We start from the raw sequence: 16249 nt of genomic DNA, 5'->3' as shown, positions 1-16249 counted from the left end.
GTGGCCGAACTGGATGCACGACAGAACCGCTTGGGGCAAATACATCAGAACAAGCTCGGGACAAGCTCAACCGACAGCGGCATAACCGCCGCGCCTTCACGGCCGCGCGGCAACTTCGTCCAGGTGCTCCAGCAAATCGGCGGGATCGTCATAGACGCGCAGCGCGCCGGCGCGCTCCAGTTCATCGGTGCCGTATCCGCCCGACAGCAATCCGACGCCTAGCGCGCGGCACCGCTGGGCGGCGAGCATGTCCCAGATGCTGTCGCCCACCACCACCGCTTGCTCGATCGGTACGCCGAGGCGCGCCGCGGCGGCGATGAACAGGTCCGGGTCCGGCTTCGCGTATTTGACGTCGTCGCGCGTGACGACAACCGCCTTCGCCGGATCGACGCCCAGCGCTTCCAGATTGATCGCCGCGGTTTCCATGCGGCCGCTGGTCGCCACGGCCCACGGCGTGCCGGCCTGCGTCAGCGCGGCGAGCAACTCGCGCGCGCCCGGCAGCGGACACACCTGGGCGCGCAGCCGTTGATAGGCGTCGGCGTGAGCGCGGCGCAGCCGTTCGCCCAGTTCGGCGCTGATTTCGTGGTGCGTTTCCCGCAAGAGCTGGTTGGTGAAGAGGCCGCCGCTCATGCCGATCTTGCGATGAATCCGCCACACGGACAGCGGAATGCCTTCGCTGTCGAGTGCTTCCTTCCAGGCCAGCACGTGCTGATAAACACTATCGACGAGCGTTCCGTCGAGATCGAACAGAAACGATGTCTGAATTCGCATGATGGGCTCCGTGGGTAACCGTTTGCGCCAATAATAGTGCAGCATTCCGGCTGAAGCATACAGGCTCCCTTCGGCGACACGTCGCCGCCAGTGTCGATTCGCGCGCGCAGGCTGCGCTGGTTTTCATGCAAGAGGACATCCGTTCATGGACAACGACGCACATGCCTTTAACGGGCTGCGCCCGCGACTGCAAAAGATTGCGTATCGAATGCTGGGGTCGGTCGCCGAGGCCGAGGATATCGTGCAGGACGTCTGGCTGCGTTGGCATGCCGCGGCGCGAGAACATATCGAAAACGCGGAAGCGTGGCTGGTCGCCGTCACCACGCGCATGTCGATCGACCGGCTGCGCGCGGCGAAGATTCAGCGCGAACACTACACGGGCATCTGGTTGCCCGAGCCGCTGTTGACCGACTCCCCGGCTACGCCCGAGGAAGCCACCGAGCGCGCCGACGAGGTCTCCGTGGCTTTTCTCGCGCTGCTCGAGCGGCTGACGCCGGAAGCACGGGCGGCCTTTCTGTTGCGCGAGGTTTTCGACGCCGACTACGACGAAGTCGCGCAAGCCATCGGCAAAACGGAGGCGGCGTGCCGTCAACTGGTGAGCCGTGCCAAGGCGCAACTGCGCGACGAACGTCCGCGTCACATGGTGCCGCGCGAAACGCATCTTCGCCTGTTGCGCATGTTCGCGCAGGCGCTGGAGCGCGGCGAGTTTCCGGCGATCAACGCATTGCTGGCCGAGGACGCGACGCTGTTCGGCGACGGCGGCGGCAAAGTCCAGAGTTTCCCGAAACCGCTGGCGGGCGGCCGGCGCATCGCGCAGCTTTTCTACGCGTCGTCGCGGCGTTATGGCAGCGAACTGAGCGTCAAGCTCGTGGTGCTCAACGGCCAATGGGCGCTGCTGCGCTTTATCGAAGGCCAACTCGAATCGGCACAGTCGTTCGAAACGGACGGCGAGCGCATCGTTCGCATCGACGTGCAGCGCAACCCCGAGAAGCTCGCGCGCATCGCGGCGGTCCACGCCGGCGGCTGAGCGCCGGGCCGCCCGTGAACGCGCGTTTACTTTCGAATTGGTGCCTGGCGGACAACACTGTGAGCCCGCTCGCCCGCCTACCGCGATGCCCCGCGGCCACCTACGATGACCTCGTGCGGCTCATCGCCGCTCAGGTCACCCGCCATGCAGGGTGTTCGCTCATCGTCGCCGGGAGAAAATCATGTCGCAGCGCCTCAACTATATTCAGCAATCGCCCGAACTGTTCAAGAAGTTTTTCGAAGTTAGCAATTTGCTCAAAGATTGCGCGATCGAGGAATCGATCCGCGATCTGGTATCGATCCGCGCATCGCAACTCAATGGCTGTGCCTTTTGCCTCGACATGCACGTGAAGGAAGCGCATATCCACGGCGAGCGCGAACTGCGCCTCCATCACATCGCGGCGTGGCGCGAGTCCACGCTTTTCGCACCGCGCGAACGCGCCGCGCTCGCGTGGACGGAGGTGCTGACCAGGCTGCCCGAACACGGCGTGCCCGACGAAGTCTACGAGCGCGTGCGCACCCAGTTTTCCGAAAAGGAACTCTCGGACCTGACGTTCGAAGTGATGGCGATCAACGGCTGGAACCGCGCCAATGTCGCGTTCAGGACGGTGCCGGGTTCGTCCGACAAGCTCCTCGGTCTGGACAAGGCGAATCTCGCCTGAGCGGACGCGCTTCGCCGTCTCCGCCGCTCTTTCCCTGGTTCAGGCCCCCAGGCCCGCATGGGCGGGCCGCGTCGTTCAGGAACAACCATCATGCGAAATTTGAAACATACCGCTCTGGCAGCGCTCGTCGTCGCGGGCTTGTCGATGGGCGTGGCCCGCGCCGAGGCGCCTCACGCAATCGTCACGCCGTTGACGACGCAGCCGCTTGCCGACTATCCCGGCAAGGAAGTCACGATGATCACCGTCGAATATCCGCCGGGTTCCGTGGACCCGGTTCATCGGCATCATGCGCACGCCTTCGTGTACGTGCTGGAAGGGTCGATCGTGATGCAGGTGAAGGGCGGCAAGGAAGTCACGCTGACGCCCGGCCAGACCTTCTATGAAGGTCCGAACGACGTGCACACGGTCGGACGCAACGCAAGCGCGACACAGCCGGCCAAATTCGTCGTCGTGTTGCTCAAGGACAAGGGCGCGCCTATCCTCGTTCCCGAAAAGTGAGCACGTCGGCAAGCCGCATTAAAACCGGCGGCGTTTTTCACCGGGTCTGTCACAAACAGTAGCGCTGGTACGTCTAGTCGCTATGGACTTCACGACTCGCGCTCCCATGCCAGATCAATCACCACGCCGCCCCCTGGTCGGCGCCGACGACCCGTTCGCAAGCAGCTTCGCGACCAGCTATGCCGGCGTCGTTTCCTTCCTGGCCGTTGCCAACGAAGGCAGCTTCGCCCGCGCGGGCGACCGGCTCGGCATCGGCCGCTCGTCGGTTAGCCGCAACGTGCAGAAACTCGAGGCCCAGCTCGACGCGCGCCTTTTTCTGCGCACCACGCGCAGCACGTCGCTGACGCGCGAGGGCGAACTGTTCTACGAGAACTGTCAGCCAGGCATAGCGCGCATCGCACAAGCGCTGGAGGACATGCGCGAACTGCGCAACGGGCCGCCGCGCGGCCATCTGCGGATCGCCTCGACGCCGGGCTTCGGCCGCAAGATCGTCGCGCCGCTGTTGCGGGGCTTTCATGCGGGCTATCCTGAGATCGCGCTGGAATTACTGCTCAACGATCGGCCCGCCGACTTCACCGCCGATCGCGTCGACGTGTCGTTTCGCGACGGGCGCATGGAAGACAGCGGAATCGTCGCGCGCCAGTTGATTCCGATGCAGATGCTCGTCTGCGCGTCGCCCGCTTATGCACGCGTACACGGCTTGCCGCGGCATATCGACGAACTGGACAAGCATCGTTGCATCAATTTCCGGGCCGCGTCCGGTCGTATCAGGGAATGGGCGTTCAAGGTCGACGGCCTGTCGCAGCGGCGCCAGCTCGCCGCGCAGCACACGTTCAACGACCCGGATCTGATCGTGCAGGCGGTGCTGGATGGACTGGGCATCGCGCAGTTGCCCGCGTATCAGGTGTGCGACCTGCTGCGCGACGGACAGTTGCTTAGCTGTCTCGCGCAGCATGCGCCGGACGACGGCGGACATTACCTCTGCTATCTCAGCCGAAAGCAGCTTCCCGCGCGCGTTCGCGTGTTCATCGACTACATGACGGAACACACGCGAGCGCTCGATTTGCAGTGCCTGACGACGATGGCAATGACAACGGCAACCACAACCACGTTATCGACGGTCGAATGACGGCGCCTCGCCCGCGATGCCTGGATTGATGCGCCTGATGCAACACGGTGCGTGCCTCGGCGGCGCTACCGCATGACGCAATACATGCCTACGATGCTTGGTGTACGGATGAGACGCGCGTCGCGGACCATCCGGCAAAAGCACCGGCAGGCGCATCGCGTAAGGCGCCGCGAAGCCGGAGTCGACAAGTTGGCGGCGGCGCAAGAGCCGCGCGCAAACTCATGGAGAAGCATCATGAAGATCGTCGTGATCGGTGGAACCGGGCTCATCGGCAGCAAAGTCGTCAAGAACCTTCGCGCGCGCGGTCATACCGTCGTCGCGGCGTCGCCCGCATCGGGCGTGAACACCATCACTGGCGAAGGTCTAAACGAGGCGTTGACCGGCGCGAATGTGGTGGTCGATCTGGCCAATTCGCCGTCGTTCGAAGATGCCGCCGTGCTCGAATTCTTCGAGACTTCCGGGCGCAATCTGTTTGCGGCGGAACTTGCCGCGGGCGTACAGCACCACGTCGCACTCTCGATCGTCGGCGCGGACAAGCTGCCGCAAAGCGGCTATATGCGCGCCAAGGTCGCTCAGGAAACGCTGGTCCGCGAATCGGGCGTGCCGTATACGATCATCCGTTCAACCCAGTTCTTCGAATTCCTTGGCGGCATCGCGCAAGCGGGCAGCGAGGGCGAGACCATACGGCTGTCGTCCGCCTTGTTTCAGCCGATCGCATCGGACGACGTGGCCGCGGCCGTCGCGGACTTCGCCGCCGGCGAGCCGCGCAACGGCATCGCGGAGATCGCCGGCCCGGAACGCGCTCGAATGGCCGACATGGTGCAGCGTTTTCTTTCGGCGACGCACGATTCGCGCAAGGTCGTCGCCGATGCGCACGCCCGGTATTTCGGCGCCGAGTTGCAGGACGACTCGCTCGTGCCAGGCGCCGCCCCGCGTCTTGGCAAGCTGAATTTCGACGCGTGGTTCAAAGAGACGCAAGCCACGCAATAAGCCATGAGCCGACGAGGCGCGCCATGACCACCTTGCGTCCACCGCCGCTGTCGCTGCTAGACAAATATCACGGGCAAGACACGCAAACGCTCTATTCGACCACGGTCACCGTGACGGGCGGCGACGCGGGTCACGGGCGCGCGTCGGGCATCGCCCGTTCCGACGACGGCAATCTCGCCGTCCACTTGCGATTGCCGAGGGCGCTGGGCGGGCCTGGCGGCGGCACCAATCCCGAGCAACTGTTCGCGGCGGGTTACGCCGCCTGCTTTCACGGCGCGCTGAGCTTGCTGGCCGCGCGGGCGGGTATTCCGGTTCCCGACGCCTCGGTGGATGTCACCGTCGATTTCGGCCGCGATCCGATGGACGGCCTGTTCATCCTGACCGCGCGCACCTTGATTCGCCTGCCCGGTGTCGAGCGCGCCGTCGCGGAGGAACTGGTGCGCAACACCGAACGCTTTTGCCCTTACACCAAGATGGCGCGCCAGGGAATCGAGAATGTCGTCGCGCTCGCGCAGCCGGACGACGCCGGCCGATCATGACGCCAGCGCCGCTGGAGCGGCTTGGTTCAACGTTCGGGCTTCACCCGAGCGAGGGCAAAGGCCGATGCCGCCGCCGCTTACGCCGCGCATGAACCGAATTCCATCGGGTCTGGACGCGGCTACAATGCGCCTGAGTTCAGTCCTCCTCGTCGCTCGCCGAGGACATAGGACAGTGCGCAACAATGCGTCGAATGGCGTATCGGGTTAACACGCGATGCCTTCACGCGACCGTCCGGGAATAAAAATCACATGCCGGCGGTTGTAGTCACTGTCGGTCACGGATTGCGGTTACTGCGGGAATTCATTTCACAATGGCCGATCCCCTCATCGCGAAGCGCTTCGAGACGCTCGTATTGCCTCATATGAATTCGGCCTTCAACGTCGCGCGATGGCTGACGCATGACGACCAGGACGCTCAGGACGTGGTCCAGGAGGCGTATCTGCGCGCGTTCAGGTTTTTCGGCGGATTCCGCGGCGACGATGCCCGCGCATGGCTGTTGAGCATCGTGCGCAACACCTTCTACACGTGGTATCAGCAGAACCGGGGTCATGCGCCGGACACGCTGGAGTTCGAGGAAGACATGCACAGCCTCGAGGCCGGCACGGCCAACCACGACGACGGCCCCGAAGCCATGCTGATACGCAGCCAGAGTCAGAAGCGCGTGCATCAGGCGTTGCGGGGCTTGCGTCTGGAGTACCGTGAGGTGATCGTGTTGCGGGAGCTGGAAGAATTGTCGTACAAGGAAATCGCCACCATCGTGGGCATCCCGATGGGGACGGTGATGTCTCGCCTCGGGCGCGGCCGTCAGCAACTCGCGGCGCTGCTCGCGCCGACGGACCAGGAGGCGTGATGGATCACGAACAGGCGTTCGAACTGCTGCCCGGCTATCTCGATCAGGAATTGAGCCTCTCTGAAGCGCTCGAATTCGAGCGTCATCTGGCCGGCTGCGAACAGTGTCAACGGGAATGCGAACGTCACCGTCAGGTGAGTGCGCGACTCAGGCAGGCCGACTTGCGCGTCGAGGCGCCGGCGGAACTGGTCAAGCGCGTCAAGGCGTCGTTGCCGGGACGGCCGACGCCGTGGCAAAGGCTGGTTGAGCGTTTCGGTTGGCGCAGTGGCGATGGCGCCGTGCAATGGGCGCCGCTCGGCGCAATGGCGATCAGTCTGATCGCGTTGAGCTGGAGCGCGGGTTTGTATCTTTCGGTGCCCTCGGGCGAGACGCGTTTTACCCAGGAACTCGTGGACAACCATATTCGCTCGCTGCAGTTCGACCATCTCTCCGATGTGATTTCAACCGACCGGCATACCGTCAAGCCGTGGTTCGACGGCAAGCTGGATTTTGCGCCGCCTGTCGTCGATCTGGCGCAGCAAGGGTATCCGCTCGTCGGTGGGCGGCTCGATTACCTGAACGGGCGGCCGGTCGCGGTGATGGTCTATCGCTACAAGCTGCATCCGATCAATCTTTATGTGTGGCCGGGCAACGACGCGGGCGCGGCGCCTCGCGTCTACCAGCAGCGGGGCTATCATCTCGCGCACTGGAGCGCGGCGGGCATGAATTACTGGGCGATTACCGATGCCGGCGACGCGGAACTGAACGGCTTCGTCACCGACTTGCGTGCGCATCCTGCTTCGTAGCCGTTGCATCCGGCGTGCTTCCCGGTCGCGGAATAAAACGAACGAGGCGGCAGTCTACCTCTTGCAAGCAGACAGGAAGTGCCGTTGGATGATCCGGCGGTCAACCTCCTGACTTTCAGCCAGGAGGACATCATGTCGTCAGATTCGCCGTTCGATCCATCGCGCCGCGGCGCGTTGAAATGCCTCGCCTTCGGTGGCGTGGGCACGCTGTTTGTTTTAGCCGGCGGTGTGCTCACGCCGGTCGAGCTAGCGCTCGCCGCGGGCGCGAAGGATTCGCCCGCCGCTTCGGGCGTTCCGCTGTTTCTGCAAATCAGCGACACGCACATAGGCTTCAGGAAGGAAGCGAATCCGGACGTTGCCGGCACGCTCAGGCAGACGATCGACTTCGTCAACGCGATGCCGGTGAAGCCGGCGCTGACGATTCACACCGGCGACATCACGCACCTTTCCAGGCCCGAGGAGTTCGACCTGGCGGCCCAGTTGCTAGCGGGTTTGAATATCACCGAGTTGCATACGGTGCCGGGCGAGCACGATGTCACCGACGGCCCCGGGACCGAATACTTCAAGCGTTTCGGTCAAGCCTCCGACAACAAGGGTTATTACAGCTTCGACCACCAGGGCGTGCACTTCGTCGGTCTCGTCAACGTGATGCATTTCAAGCCTAACGGTTTGGGCGGGCTCGGCGGCGACCAACTCGCCTGGCTGGAAAACGATCTGAAGGGCCGCTCGTCCAGCACACCGGTTGTGGTCTTCGCGCACATGCCGATGTGGACGATCTACGAGCCGTGGGGGTGGGGCACCGGCGATGCCGGCGAGGCGATGAGCTACCTGAAGCGCTTCGGCTCGGTCACGGTGCTGAACGGCCATATTCACCAGATCGTTTCGAAGGTGGAAGGCAATATCACTTTCCATACCGCGCGTTCGACGGCCTTTCCGCAACCCACCGCCGGCAACGGCCCCGGACCCATGCCGCTGACCGTGTCGAGCGATCAGCTTCCCAGGATGCTCGGCGTGACCAGCATCAGGATCACGCGTCATCCGCTCAAGGCCGCGCTCGCCGATACGACGCTCGTCTGATTCCCGATACCTCGCTGACAGGATTCGCTCATGTTCAAGACTATCTTTCGCCGCGCCGCCGTGGCCGTGACCGTGCCCGGGATTGCGGTGCTCATCGCGGGGCTGGCTTTCGGCTTCACTGCCGCGCAAGCCCAAAACACCGATACCGTGGTCATCAAGAATTTCATGTTTTCGCCGATGTCGATCACGGTCAAGGCGGGGTCGACGGTGACCTGGAAAAATCTCGACGGCGAACCGCATACGGTGGTCAACGATGCCGGCATCTTCCGTTCCGCCGCGCTCGATCAGGACGACACGTATCAGTTCAAGTTCGATAAGCCAGGTGTGTACAAGGTGTTTTGCGGCATACACCCGAATATGAAAGAGACGATCACCGTGCAATAGCGGCGCGTGGTCGAACGGCGCGCGGCTGCCGGCGGCACATCGACGCCGGTAGCCGGGCATTGCGCTCGATCACTGCTTCTCGTACCAGGAATAGGTAGCCAGCGTGCTAACCGGCGTGCCGATCTGCAAGGTGACGTCGCGCAGCGAGGTCAACTCGATGTCGCGCACGTCGCCCATGTAGCGGCGCGAGTCGCCATTGTCGTTGATATAGGCGACCACCGTTCCGCTCACACCCGCCACGTTCGTGCTGGTCAGCGGCTGGCCCCAGATGTCGAAGAACTGGCCGAGCGTGAAGGTCTTGAAAGTGGGCGTTTCGATATGGATGATGCCGGTCTGGTCGTGCGTATGCATCTCATAGTTGCACTGCGACAGGACGCCCACGTTCATGGGCAAGGCGAGCCACTTGCCGTCCTTGAAGATCGCGAGATGAGCATGCACGTGATACAGCGCGCTCATGTTGGGCGCGCAGGTCAGACCATCCACCGGCGCTCCCGTGCCGCCCGTCGACGTATTGCCGTTCGGCCAGAAGGCGTCGCCCAATACACCGCCGAAGGCGAGCGTGATCGGCTTCGGATCGATCGGCGGCGGATCGGTCCATGCGTAGGAGGGAATCTGGGTCAACGGCGTGCCGATTTCAATGGTCACTTCGCCATGCGCGGGTAGCACGAGGCCGGCGAGGTCGCCCGTGTATTGCGTGAGGGTGCCGCCATCGTTCACATGGACCGTGACGGGCGAGCCGCTTACTCCGGCAACGTCGGACGTGCCGAGCGTTTCGCCCCAGATCGAGAAGAACTGACCGAGCGTGTACGACGCGCCGCCGCTTGCGTCCATGCGAATCTTGCCGCTCGAATCGTCCGTGTGCAGCGGATACACGCAGCCCGTCTGCGCCGACATGGTCGGCCTCACCACGCCGATGTTGGCCGGCAGCGCGAGCAGGCGGCCGTTCTGATAGATGGACAGATGCGTGTACGTATAGGCATTGCCGGGCAGGGCGCAGTTGAGTCCGCTCACGCTTTGGCCGAGTCCGCCCGATGACGTGGACCCCGAAGGCCAGAAGGCGTCGCCGAGCGTCGTGCCGTCGATCACCGGAGTGGCGGCGGCCAGCTTCGGCTGGCTAGTGCCGGGGCTGGATGCGCCTGAGGCGGGAGCGGCCGCGCCCGTCGTACTGCTCGCGCCGCCGCCGCCACCGCCGCCGCAAGCCGTCAGTATCAGGAAGACGCCGATAGCGAGGAATCGTGAACCCAGCCCTGCCAACATGTCGTACTCCGCCTTGTTGGTTAAAAGAGGAATTCGTACAAGCCGATTTATTCGGAAGCTGGCGCCCCGCGAGTAACGATGGGTTGACCGGGACGACACACGGTCACGCGTCGCGGACGGCAATCGAATGCCGCCAGAGGGGTCACGCATTCACGCGAAATTGCGTGACACATGCGGACTTAGCGTAACAGATGCGCTCACGAACCGAACCAACTGAACCACAACGTTTCGCGCCTTTTCATGTCGCATTTACGCGTGTCGGAGGTGGGTTCGCTGCGAGGCGGTGAAATACGATGGGTGTGACTGAACATATGCCCGGCGCGCCTCGATGGCGGCCGGCATTTTCTACTGGCTGGCGTGCGTGGGAGATCCCACGGCGCGCAATCGCTTCGCCGACGAAGGCGTGCCGGAGCAACGGCTTTGCGCGCGCGTGGCGGCGTGCTGGTCAGTCGGGAATCTCAGGCTCGACCAGTCTTGCCAACTGAACCAGCGACTCCTGCCAGCCGAGGTAGCACATTTCCACGGGAATGACCTCGGGCACGCCCTCCTGCACGATGGTCAGGTCGGTGCCGCACGACACCTGCCGCAATGAAACGGTGACCTGCATCTGGCCGGGCAGGTTCGCGTCGTCGAAGCGGTCCGAGTAGCGGATTTTCTCGAACGGCACCAGTTCGAGGTACTCGCCGCCGAACGAGTGGCCGTGGCCGGTGCTGAAGTTACGGAAGGACATCTTGTGCGTGCCGCCCACGCGCGCATCCATGTGATGGACCTGACAGGTGAACCCATAGGGAGGCAGCCACTTCGCTATCGCATCGGGTTCGAGAAAGGCCCGATAGATGCGTTCGGGAGTAGCGCGCAAGACGCGGTGCAGATGGATGGTTCCGGTAGTCACGGTGAGATCGCCTTTCACTGGAGAAGTTGGACACACTCCTACGACGATTCATGTACACCGATATCGACATGGATCGAGATCGGGAGAAACCCGCAGGCGCCGCCAGGCGACCTCGGCGCTGCGATGCAGCACATGGCATATCGGTCGCGCGGACAGCGAACAAGGACGCCGCTGCCCGCGCGCGATCTTACTTGCGCTTGAGTTGCGAGAGATCCCGCACCGCGCCGCGGTCGGCCGAAGTCGCCAGCGCGGCGTAGGCCTGCAACGCCTGCGACACCACGCGCTCACGGTTCAGCGGCAGCCAGGCCTGGTCGCCGCGTGCCTCCATGGCTTGCCGGCGGCGCGCCAATTCCTCGTCCGGCACCGCGAGGTGCATCTTGCGGCTGGGAATGTCGATCTCGATCACATCGCCGTCTTCCACCAGACCGATCGTGCCGCCTTCGGCTGCTTCCGGCGACGCATGCCCGATCACGAGCCCCGACGACCCGCCCGAGAAACGGCCGTCGGTAAACAGCGCGCAGGTCTTGCCCAGGCCCTTGGATTTCAGATACGACGTGGGGTACAGCATCTCCTGCATGCCGGGGCCGCCCTTGGGGCCCTCGTAACGGATCACGACCACGTCGCCCGCCACCACCTTGTCGCCGAGAATGGCCTCGACGGCGTCGTCCTGGCTCTCGAACACGCGCGCGCGTCCGGAGAAAATCCATTGCGATTCGTCGACACCCGCGGTCTTGACGATGCAGCCCTTCTCCGCGAGGTTGCCGTAGAGCACGGCGAGGCCGCCGTCTTTCGAATAGGCGTTCTGCTTGCTGCGGATGCAGCCGCTCTTGCGGTCGGTATCGAGCGACGCGAACGTGGCTTCCTGGCTGAACGCGACCGTGGTCGGAATGCCGCCCGGCGCCGCGCGGAAAAAGGTCCGCGCTTCGTCGCTCGCGTCGCCGGCGACGTCCCATTTGGCGATGGCGTTGCCCAGCGTGCCGCTATGCACGTTGCCGCACGACAGATCGAGCAGATCCGCGCGTGCGAGTTCGCCGAGAATGCCGAGAATGCCGCCGGCGCGATGCACGTCCTCGATATGGTATTTGTCGGTGGCGGGCGCCGCTTTACACAAGCACGGCACTTTGCGCGAGATGCGGTCGATGTCGGACATCGTGAAATCGACGCCGGCTTCCTGCGCCGCCGCCAGCAGATGCAGCACGGTATTGGTCGAGCCGCCCATCGCCACGTCGAGCGCCATCGCGTTCTCGAAGGCCTGCTTGCTGGCGATGCTGCGCGGCAGCACCGAACTGTCCTCTTCCTGATAGTAGCGGCGGCACAGGTCCACCACCAGGCGGCCGGCCTGTTCGAACAGGCCCTTGCGCCATGCATGCGTGGCGACGATCGTGCCGTTGCCGGGCAGCGCCAGGCCGATCGCTTCGGTCAGGCAGTTCATCGAGTTTGCGGTGAACATGCCCGAGCAGGAGCCGCAGGTGGGGCACGCGCTGCGCTCGACTTCGGCCACTTCGGCGTCGCTGATCCTGGGGTCGGCCGCCTTGATCATCGCGTCGATCAGGTCGATCTTGGCGATCACCTGGCCGTCGGTCGGCGATTTGACCTTGCCCGCTTCCATCGGACCGCCGGAAACGAACACGACGGGAATGTTCAGGCGCATGGCTGCCATCAGCATGCCCGGCGTGATCTTGTCGCAGTTGGAGATGCAGACCATCGCGTCGGCGCAGTGCGCGTTGACCATGTATTCGACCGAGTCGGCGATCAACTCGCGCGAGGGCAGCGAATACAGCATGCCGCCGTGACCCATGGCGATGCCGTCGTCCACTGCGATGGTGTTGAATTCCTTGGCGACGCCGCCGGCCGCTTCGATCTCCTTCGCCACCAGCGCGCCAAGGTCGCGCAGATGCACGTGGCCCGGCACGAACTGGGTGAACGAGTTCACCACCGCGATGATGGGCTTGCCGAAATCGCCGTCCTTCATGCCGGTGGCGCGCCACAAGGCGCGGGCGCCGGCCATGTTGCGGCCATGCGTCGAAGTTCGTGATCGGTAATCAGGCATCCAGGTTCTCGCGTATTGGGGTGATTGGAATGGGTATCGCAGTCGACTCAGCCAACGCGCCGTTTTGAGCGCTGCCGAGGGCTCGCGGCCCGGAACGGCGTGCGGGGCGTGCGTTGGGAAAGTACGAATAGTGCGAGAGTACCGTTAAGACGTCCAATATCTTTTTCGGGGGCGATTAGGTCGAAAAAGGTATTAATTGGCCGCTGCGACCCGCGCGAGCGCAAACCTCTCGTTCATGTGAGCGCTGGCGTGAAGGCGGTGTAGCGCGGATCGAGGTCGCGCGCCGGACTCAATGCGTCCAGATGTGCCCCGGCGCGGCGGCATGGTCGGCGGCATGTTCCGCGAGCAGCCGGCGCATGGTCGCCAGCAGTTCCGGCACCTCGACGGGCTTGCGCAGAAAGCCGTCGTACCGCACGAACGCGGGCGGGCTCGGCTCGGCCGACACCAGGATAAACACCGTGTCGGCGAGACCGGGCGTGTTGCGGATTTGCTGGCACAGCGCACTGCCGGACATCACGGGCATGCGCCAGTCGGCAACGACGACATCGACGTTGGCCGAGCGCAGGATATCGAGCGCGGCCCTGCCATCCGGCGCGGCTTTCACATCGAATCCGTCATGCTCGCAGCAGATTTCCCAGGCTGCCAGCGTCTCGGGTTCGTCGTCGACCAATAGCACCGTCGTCATGTTTCACTCCGTCCTGGGCGGTATCCGCGTGGACGTCAGGAAGGGTTCCTGGCTGCTGCGATCCGTGGCTGCGATACCTTTGTACATACTAATAAATCCAGCATGTTTTTGAAGCGAAATTTTTCGCGCGACGACGGCCCGAACAATCGGAACGGGGCGCGGAACCGCGCCACGATGCGCGCATAATGCAGAGATTCCTTTCTTTGGAGAGGTGGAGGCACATATGGCTACGTTTGCTATCGACGGCGTGCGCATCAACCCTGCAACCGACCGTGTCACACACGTGCGCTGGGCTCCCATCGACCTGAAGACGCACGACTCGCTATCTCCGAGCGCGGTGGTCGAGGTGGCTGAGGTGGTCAGGGCGATTCAGGCGGGGAACATTTGCTGGTCCCTGTTCACGCTTGGCGGCGCGAGATTTCTGGGTCCCAAGATCAAGATCGTCGCGCATACCAACGGCCCTGACGGGATCGACACCGAGGTCCCCGATGGGAGCATCGAAAAGTCCATCGACGATCTTCCGCAGGTCTGACGCGGCGCCGATACCGGCAGCCGGTCCGTAGGGAAGTCACGCAAGCGCGGGTTGAGGAGGAGGCCGGCTCAAGCCGGGCCGCTTCCTTGATCCGCCGATTGACGCGGCCGGCTCCGCCGGCGGTGTCGATCCGTCGCGGCACGCCGTTCCGGCGGGGCGATCAAACCTCGAATTTCAAGCGGGTTTTCGTGCTGGCGGTACGCCGGTTTGCGCCGGCTGCCGGACGACGAGCACCGGGATCTGACTGTGCGTCAGGACCTTCTGCGTCTCGCTGCCGAGCAGGAACGCGCGCATGCCGCTTCGACCGTGGGACGCCATGACGATGAGATCGCAGTTTTGCCGCGCTGCAACGCTGATGATTCCCTCGTAGGGATGCGCGCGGTTCATCGCCACGGTATCGCACTCGACGCCGGCATGCGCAGCCGCTTCCGCGACGACCGCGAGGTAGCCGTCCGCCTGCTGCCGGGCGATCTGAATGATGCGTTCCTCGTTGTCGGCGATCATTTCGGTGCCGTAGGCGAGGACGTGAAATTCAGGAATGACATGAAGCCCCGTGAGCTTGGCTCCATTTTCCACGGCGAGCGACACCGCCATGCGAATGGCGGCCTCGGAGAGCGCCGAGCCGTCGGTCGGCACCAGCAGATGCTTGAACATACGTTTTCTCCCCGCGCCTGGACCCTTCGCATTGACAGCGTGTTTCCGGCCCTAGCTACTGCTTCAACTGTAGTTCGTCCGCGCGCGAAAACAAGGCGGCACGCGCGCTCGCTAACGGTCGTGCTCGAGCGCTTTCAGATAGGCGTCGCCGGCGTCCTGAGCAGCAGCGCGCATCGCGTAGGTCTCGTTCGACACCAGCGAACGCTTGACCTGTTCGGCGCCGAAGTCGACCAGTGTGATGACCCACACATAGGCGCCGGACTGCTCGGCCGTTTGCACGAAAGCACGCACGTGCTTGCTGTCGTTTGCCTTCATTTTCATGGTGAGCTCCTGAGCAAGAACCGCGCAACGAAAGCGGCTCTCGCAACGTGTGCCCGCTGGATTTACGGGAGTTTGCCGATAACCGCGCCGATTTCGCTCTTCGTGAAGGCACGCAGCGTTTGCGTGCGAACATTGCCCGCGGAGCCGAGCGCGAAGCCGAACGCGGCGAAGTTTTGCTCATCCTGTGCCTCGACGATGGTGACAATGTCGTATTGCCCCAGCGTCCAGAAGACCTCTTTCATTTCGCAGCCAAAGCTTTTGGCCAGCTCCGCCACCTGGCCGGCGCGCTGCGGGCTGTTCTTGATGGTGCGGATACCCTGATCGGTGAACTGTGCAAGAACCACATACGTTGCCATGACGATTCCCCTTACGATTAGTACGAGTCGGGATTCATACGCGCAAGCACGCCCGATCGTCATACTCGAAAGCGTTCCGCGCGTAACCTGATTTTAGGCAATCGAAGCGTGTGTCACGGCGGTTTGGCTTGCCTCGCAGTGGGGAAGGCGTGAAGCGCAGACACAGGGCCCGCGCGATGCTGCCGGCCCAGCGGGAACGTTCGCCGCGCCCTCGCATCGGTTCATGGCGCGATGCCGAAGCCGAAGTAAGCTCGCTGCGAACTCACACGGTCGACGTTGCCGGAATCAGGGCGGCCTGGCCGCGATGCGCGCCGGTCTCATCGCGCAGTTGCCAGACCACCGCGTTTTCGATCCAGAAGCGCTTGCCCGACCTGGTCACGCGCATGCCGCGATAGGCGGCGACGAATCCATCGCGTTGCACCTGTTCGAGAAAGGCTTGACGTTCGTCGCGATCGGGTGCTTCCGCCGATAAGCGCGACGGCAGCGCCGTCAATTCGTCCCAGTCGTATTCGAACAGTCTCTGAGCCGTCAGGTTGCCGTACACGAACACCGGGTCCGCTTCGGTGTTGTGCGCGAGCACGCCGAATGACGCACTTTCGTAAAGCCATCGTGCCGCGTCTTCGATCGGCACCTGCGCGGGAACAAGCGGCTTGCCGAGGAGGCGTGCGTAGCTATGGGAAAGCAGGTTAAAAAATTCGCGATCAGTCTGTAGGTTCATGTTCGTCGTTCGCTGCGTGGCGGTCATTTGCATCTTCTCCTTGAGGCGCTCCAGGCCGACGGCAGTATAACG

20 protein-coding genes are annotated in these 16249 nt (G+C 63.6%); 11 read left to right on the top strand and 9 right to left on the bottom strand.

Going from position 1 to position 16249, the window contains the following annotated elements; genetic code table 11:
• Nucleotides 1-96: 96 nt before the first annotated feature.
• On the bottom strand, nucleotides 97-771 hold the full coding sequence (locus BUE39_RS12225) for an HAD family hydrolase (RefSeq protein WP_073428920.1): 675 nt from the start codon (nucleotides 769-771) through the stop codon (nucleotides 97-99).
• 145 nt (nucleotides 772-916) lie between these two features.
• Here BUE39_RS12225 and BUE39_RS12220 point away from each other — a divergent pair, with 145 nt between their 5' ends.
• The 10 genes from BUE39_RS12220 (at nucleotide 917) to BUE39_RS12175 (ending at nucleotide 8712) form a co-directional block, all read left to right on the top strand.
• Nucleotides 917-1798, top strand: a complete 882-nt coding sequence (locus BUE39_RS12220) for an RNA polymerase sigma-70 factor (RefSeq protein WP_073428919.1) — start codon at nucleotides 917-919, stop codon at nucleotides 1796-1798.
• Between the two features lie 181 nt (nucleotides 1799-1979).
• The gene (locus tag BUE39_RS12215) at nucleotides 1980-2459 is read left to right on the top strand and encodes a carboxymuconolactone decarboxylase family protein (RefSeq protein ID WP_073428918.1); all 480 of its coding nucleotides are present in this window, start codon (nucleotides 1980-1982) and stop codon (nucleotides 2457-2459) included.
• A 90-nt stretch (nucleotides 2460-2549) separates the two neighbouring features.
• Nucleotides 2550-2957 (top strand): cupin domain-containing protein, encoded by a 408-nt coding sequence (locus BUE39_RS12210; protein ID WP_073428917.1) that lies wholly within the window; start codon nucleotides 2550-2552, stop codon nucleotides 2955-2957.
• Nucleotides 2958-3063: 106 nt separating this feature from the next.
• Complete coding sequence (locus tag BUE39_RS12205; RefSeq protein ID WP_073428916.1) at nucleotides 3064-4086, top strand: LysR family transcriptional regulator; 1023 nt, start codon at nucleotides 3064-3066, stop codon at nucleotides 4084-4086.
• 234 nt (nucleotides 4087-4320) lie between these two features.
• Nucleotides 4321-5076, top strand: a complete 756-nt coding sequence (locus BUE39_RS12200; protein WP_073428915.1) for an SDR family oxidoreductase — start codon at nucleotides 4321-4323, stop codon at nucleotides 5074-5076.
• Between the two features lie 23 nt (nucleotides 5077-5099).
• Nucleotides 5100-5615 (top strand): Ohr family peroxiredoxin, encoded by a 516-nt coding sequence (locus BUE39_RS12195; RefSeq protein WP_073428914.1) that lies wholly within the window; start codon nucleotides 5100-5102, stop codon nucleotides 5613-5615.
• 311 nt (nucleotides 5616-5926) lie between these two features.
• Nucleotides 5927-6466 (top strand): sigma-70 family RNA polymerase sigma factor, encoded by a 540-nt coding sequence (locus BUE39_RS12190; protein WP_073428913.1) that lies wholly within the window; start codon nucleotides 5927-5929, stop codon nucleotides 6464-6466.
• Nucleotides 6466-7251, top strand: coding sequence for an anti-sigma factor family protein (locus BUE39_RS12185; protein WP_073428912.1), 786 nt, complete (start codon nucleotides 6466-6468; stop codon nucleotides 7249-7251). Before BUE39_RS12190 ends, BUE39_RS12185 begins: the two co-directional genes overlap by 1 nt.
• Nucleotides 7252-7383: 132 nt before the next feature.
• Entirely contained in the window at nucleotides 7384-8328 is a 945-nt protein-coding gene (locus tag BUE39_RS12180) for a metallophosphoesterase family protein (protein WP_073429003.1), read from the top strand.
• Between the two features lie 30 nt (nucleotides 8329-8358).
• A complete protein-coding gene (locus tag BUE39_RS12175; RefSeq protein ID WP_073428911.1) occupies nucleotides 8359-8712 on the top strand; it encodes a cupredoxin domain-containing protein in 354 nt (117 codons plus the stop codon).
• 69 nt (nucleotides 8713-8781) lie between these two features.
• Here BUE39_RS12175 and BUE39_RS12170 read toward each other — a convergent pair whose 3' ends face one another.
• The 4 genes from BUE39_RS12170 to BUE39_RS12155 form a co-directional block, all read right to left on the bottom strand.
• Entirely contained in the window at nucleotides 8782-9969 is a 1188-nt protein-coding gene (locus tag BUE39_RS12170; protein WP_176035743.1) for a hypothetical protein, read from the bottom strand.
• Nucleotides 9970-10414: 445 nt separating this feature from the next.
• Nucleotides 10415-10861: an SRPBCC family protein gene (locus tag BUE39_RS12165; protein ID WP_073429001.1), complete on the bottom strand. Its 447-nt coding sequence runs from the start codon at nucleotides 10859-10861 to the stop codon at nucleotides 10415-10417.
• Between the two features lie 187 nt (nucleotides 10862-11048).
• Entirely contained in the window at nucleotides 11049-12911 is a 1863-nt protein-coding gene (gene ilvD / locus BUE39_RS12160) for a dihydroxy-acid dehydratase (RefSeq protein ID WP_073428910.1), read from the bottom strand.
• 289 nt (nucleotides 12912-13200) lie between these two features.
• The gene (locus BUE39_RS12155; protein WP_073428909.1) at nucleotides 13201-13596 is read right to left on the bottom strand and encodes a response regulator; all 396 of its coding nucleotides are present in this window, start codon (nucleotides 13594-13596) and stop codon (nucleotides 13201-13203) included.
• 223 nt (nucleotides 13597-13819) lie between these two features.
• On the opposite strand from BUE39_RS12155, the gene BUE39_RS12150 reads away from it, so the two are divergent.
• The gene (locus tag BUE39_RS12150) at nucleotides 13820-14128 is read left to right on the top strand and encodes a hypothetical protein (protein ID WP_073428908.1); all 309 of its coding nucleotides are present in this window, start codon (nucleotides 13820-13822) and stop codon (nucleotides 14126-14128) included.
• A gap of 174 nt (nucleotides 14129-14302) precedes the next feature.
• Here the strand turns inward: BUE39_RS12150 and BUE39_RS12145 are convergent, their stop codons facing one another.
• The 4 genes from BUE39_RS12145 to BUE39_RS12130 form a co-directional block, all read right to left on the bottom strand.
• Entirely contained in the window at nucleotides 14303-14782 is a 480-nt protein-coding gene (locus tag BUE39_RS12145) for a universal stress protein (protein WP_073428907.1), read from the bottom strand.
• A gap of 111 nt (nucleotides 14783-14893) precedes the next feature.
• Nucleotides 14894-15097 carry a hypothetical protein gene (locus tag BUE39_RS12140; RefSeq protein ID WP_073429000.1) on the bottom strand — a complete coding sequence of 68 codons (204 nt, stop codon included), beginning with the start codon at nucleotides 15095-15097 and terminating at the stop codon, nucleotides 14894-14896.
• Nucleotides 15098-15165: 68 nt separating this feature from the next.
• Nucleotides 15166-15459: a GYD domain-containing protein gene (locus BUE39_RS12135; protein WP_073428906.1), complete on the bottom strand. Its 294-nt coding sequence runs from the start codon at nucleotides 15457-15459 to the stop codon at nucleotides 15166-15168.
• A 262-nt stretch (nucleotides 15460-15721) separates the two neighbouring features.
• Nucleotides 15722-16177 carry an MEKHLA domain-containing protein gene (locus tag BUE39_RS12130; RefSeq protein ID WP_073428999.1) on the bottom strand — a complete coding sequence of 152 codons (456 nt, stop codon included), beginning with the start codon at nucleotides 16175-16177 and terminating at the stop codon, nucleotides 15722-15724.
• Between the last annotated feature and the right edge of the window lie 72 nt (nucleotides 16178-16249).

The organism is Paraburkholderia terricola, assembly GCF_900142195.1.
Taxonomy (GTDB): Bacteria; Pseudomonadota; Gammaproteobacteria; order Burkholderiales; family Burkholderiaceae; genus Paraburkholderia; species Paraburkholderia terricola.
The sequence above is the reverse complement of the archived record's forward strand: the minus strand, read 5'-3'. Positions and strand labels throughout refer to the sequence as shown.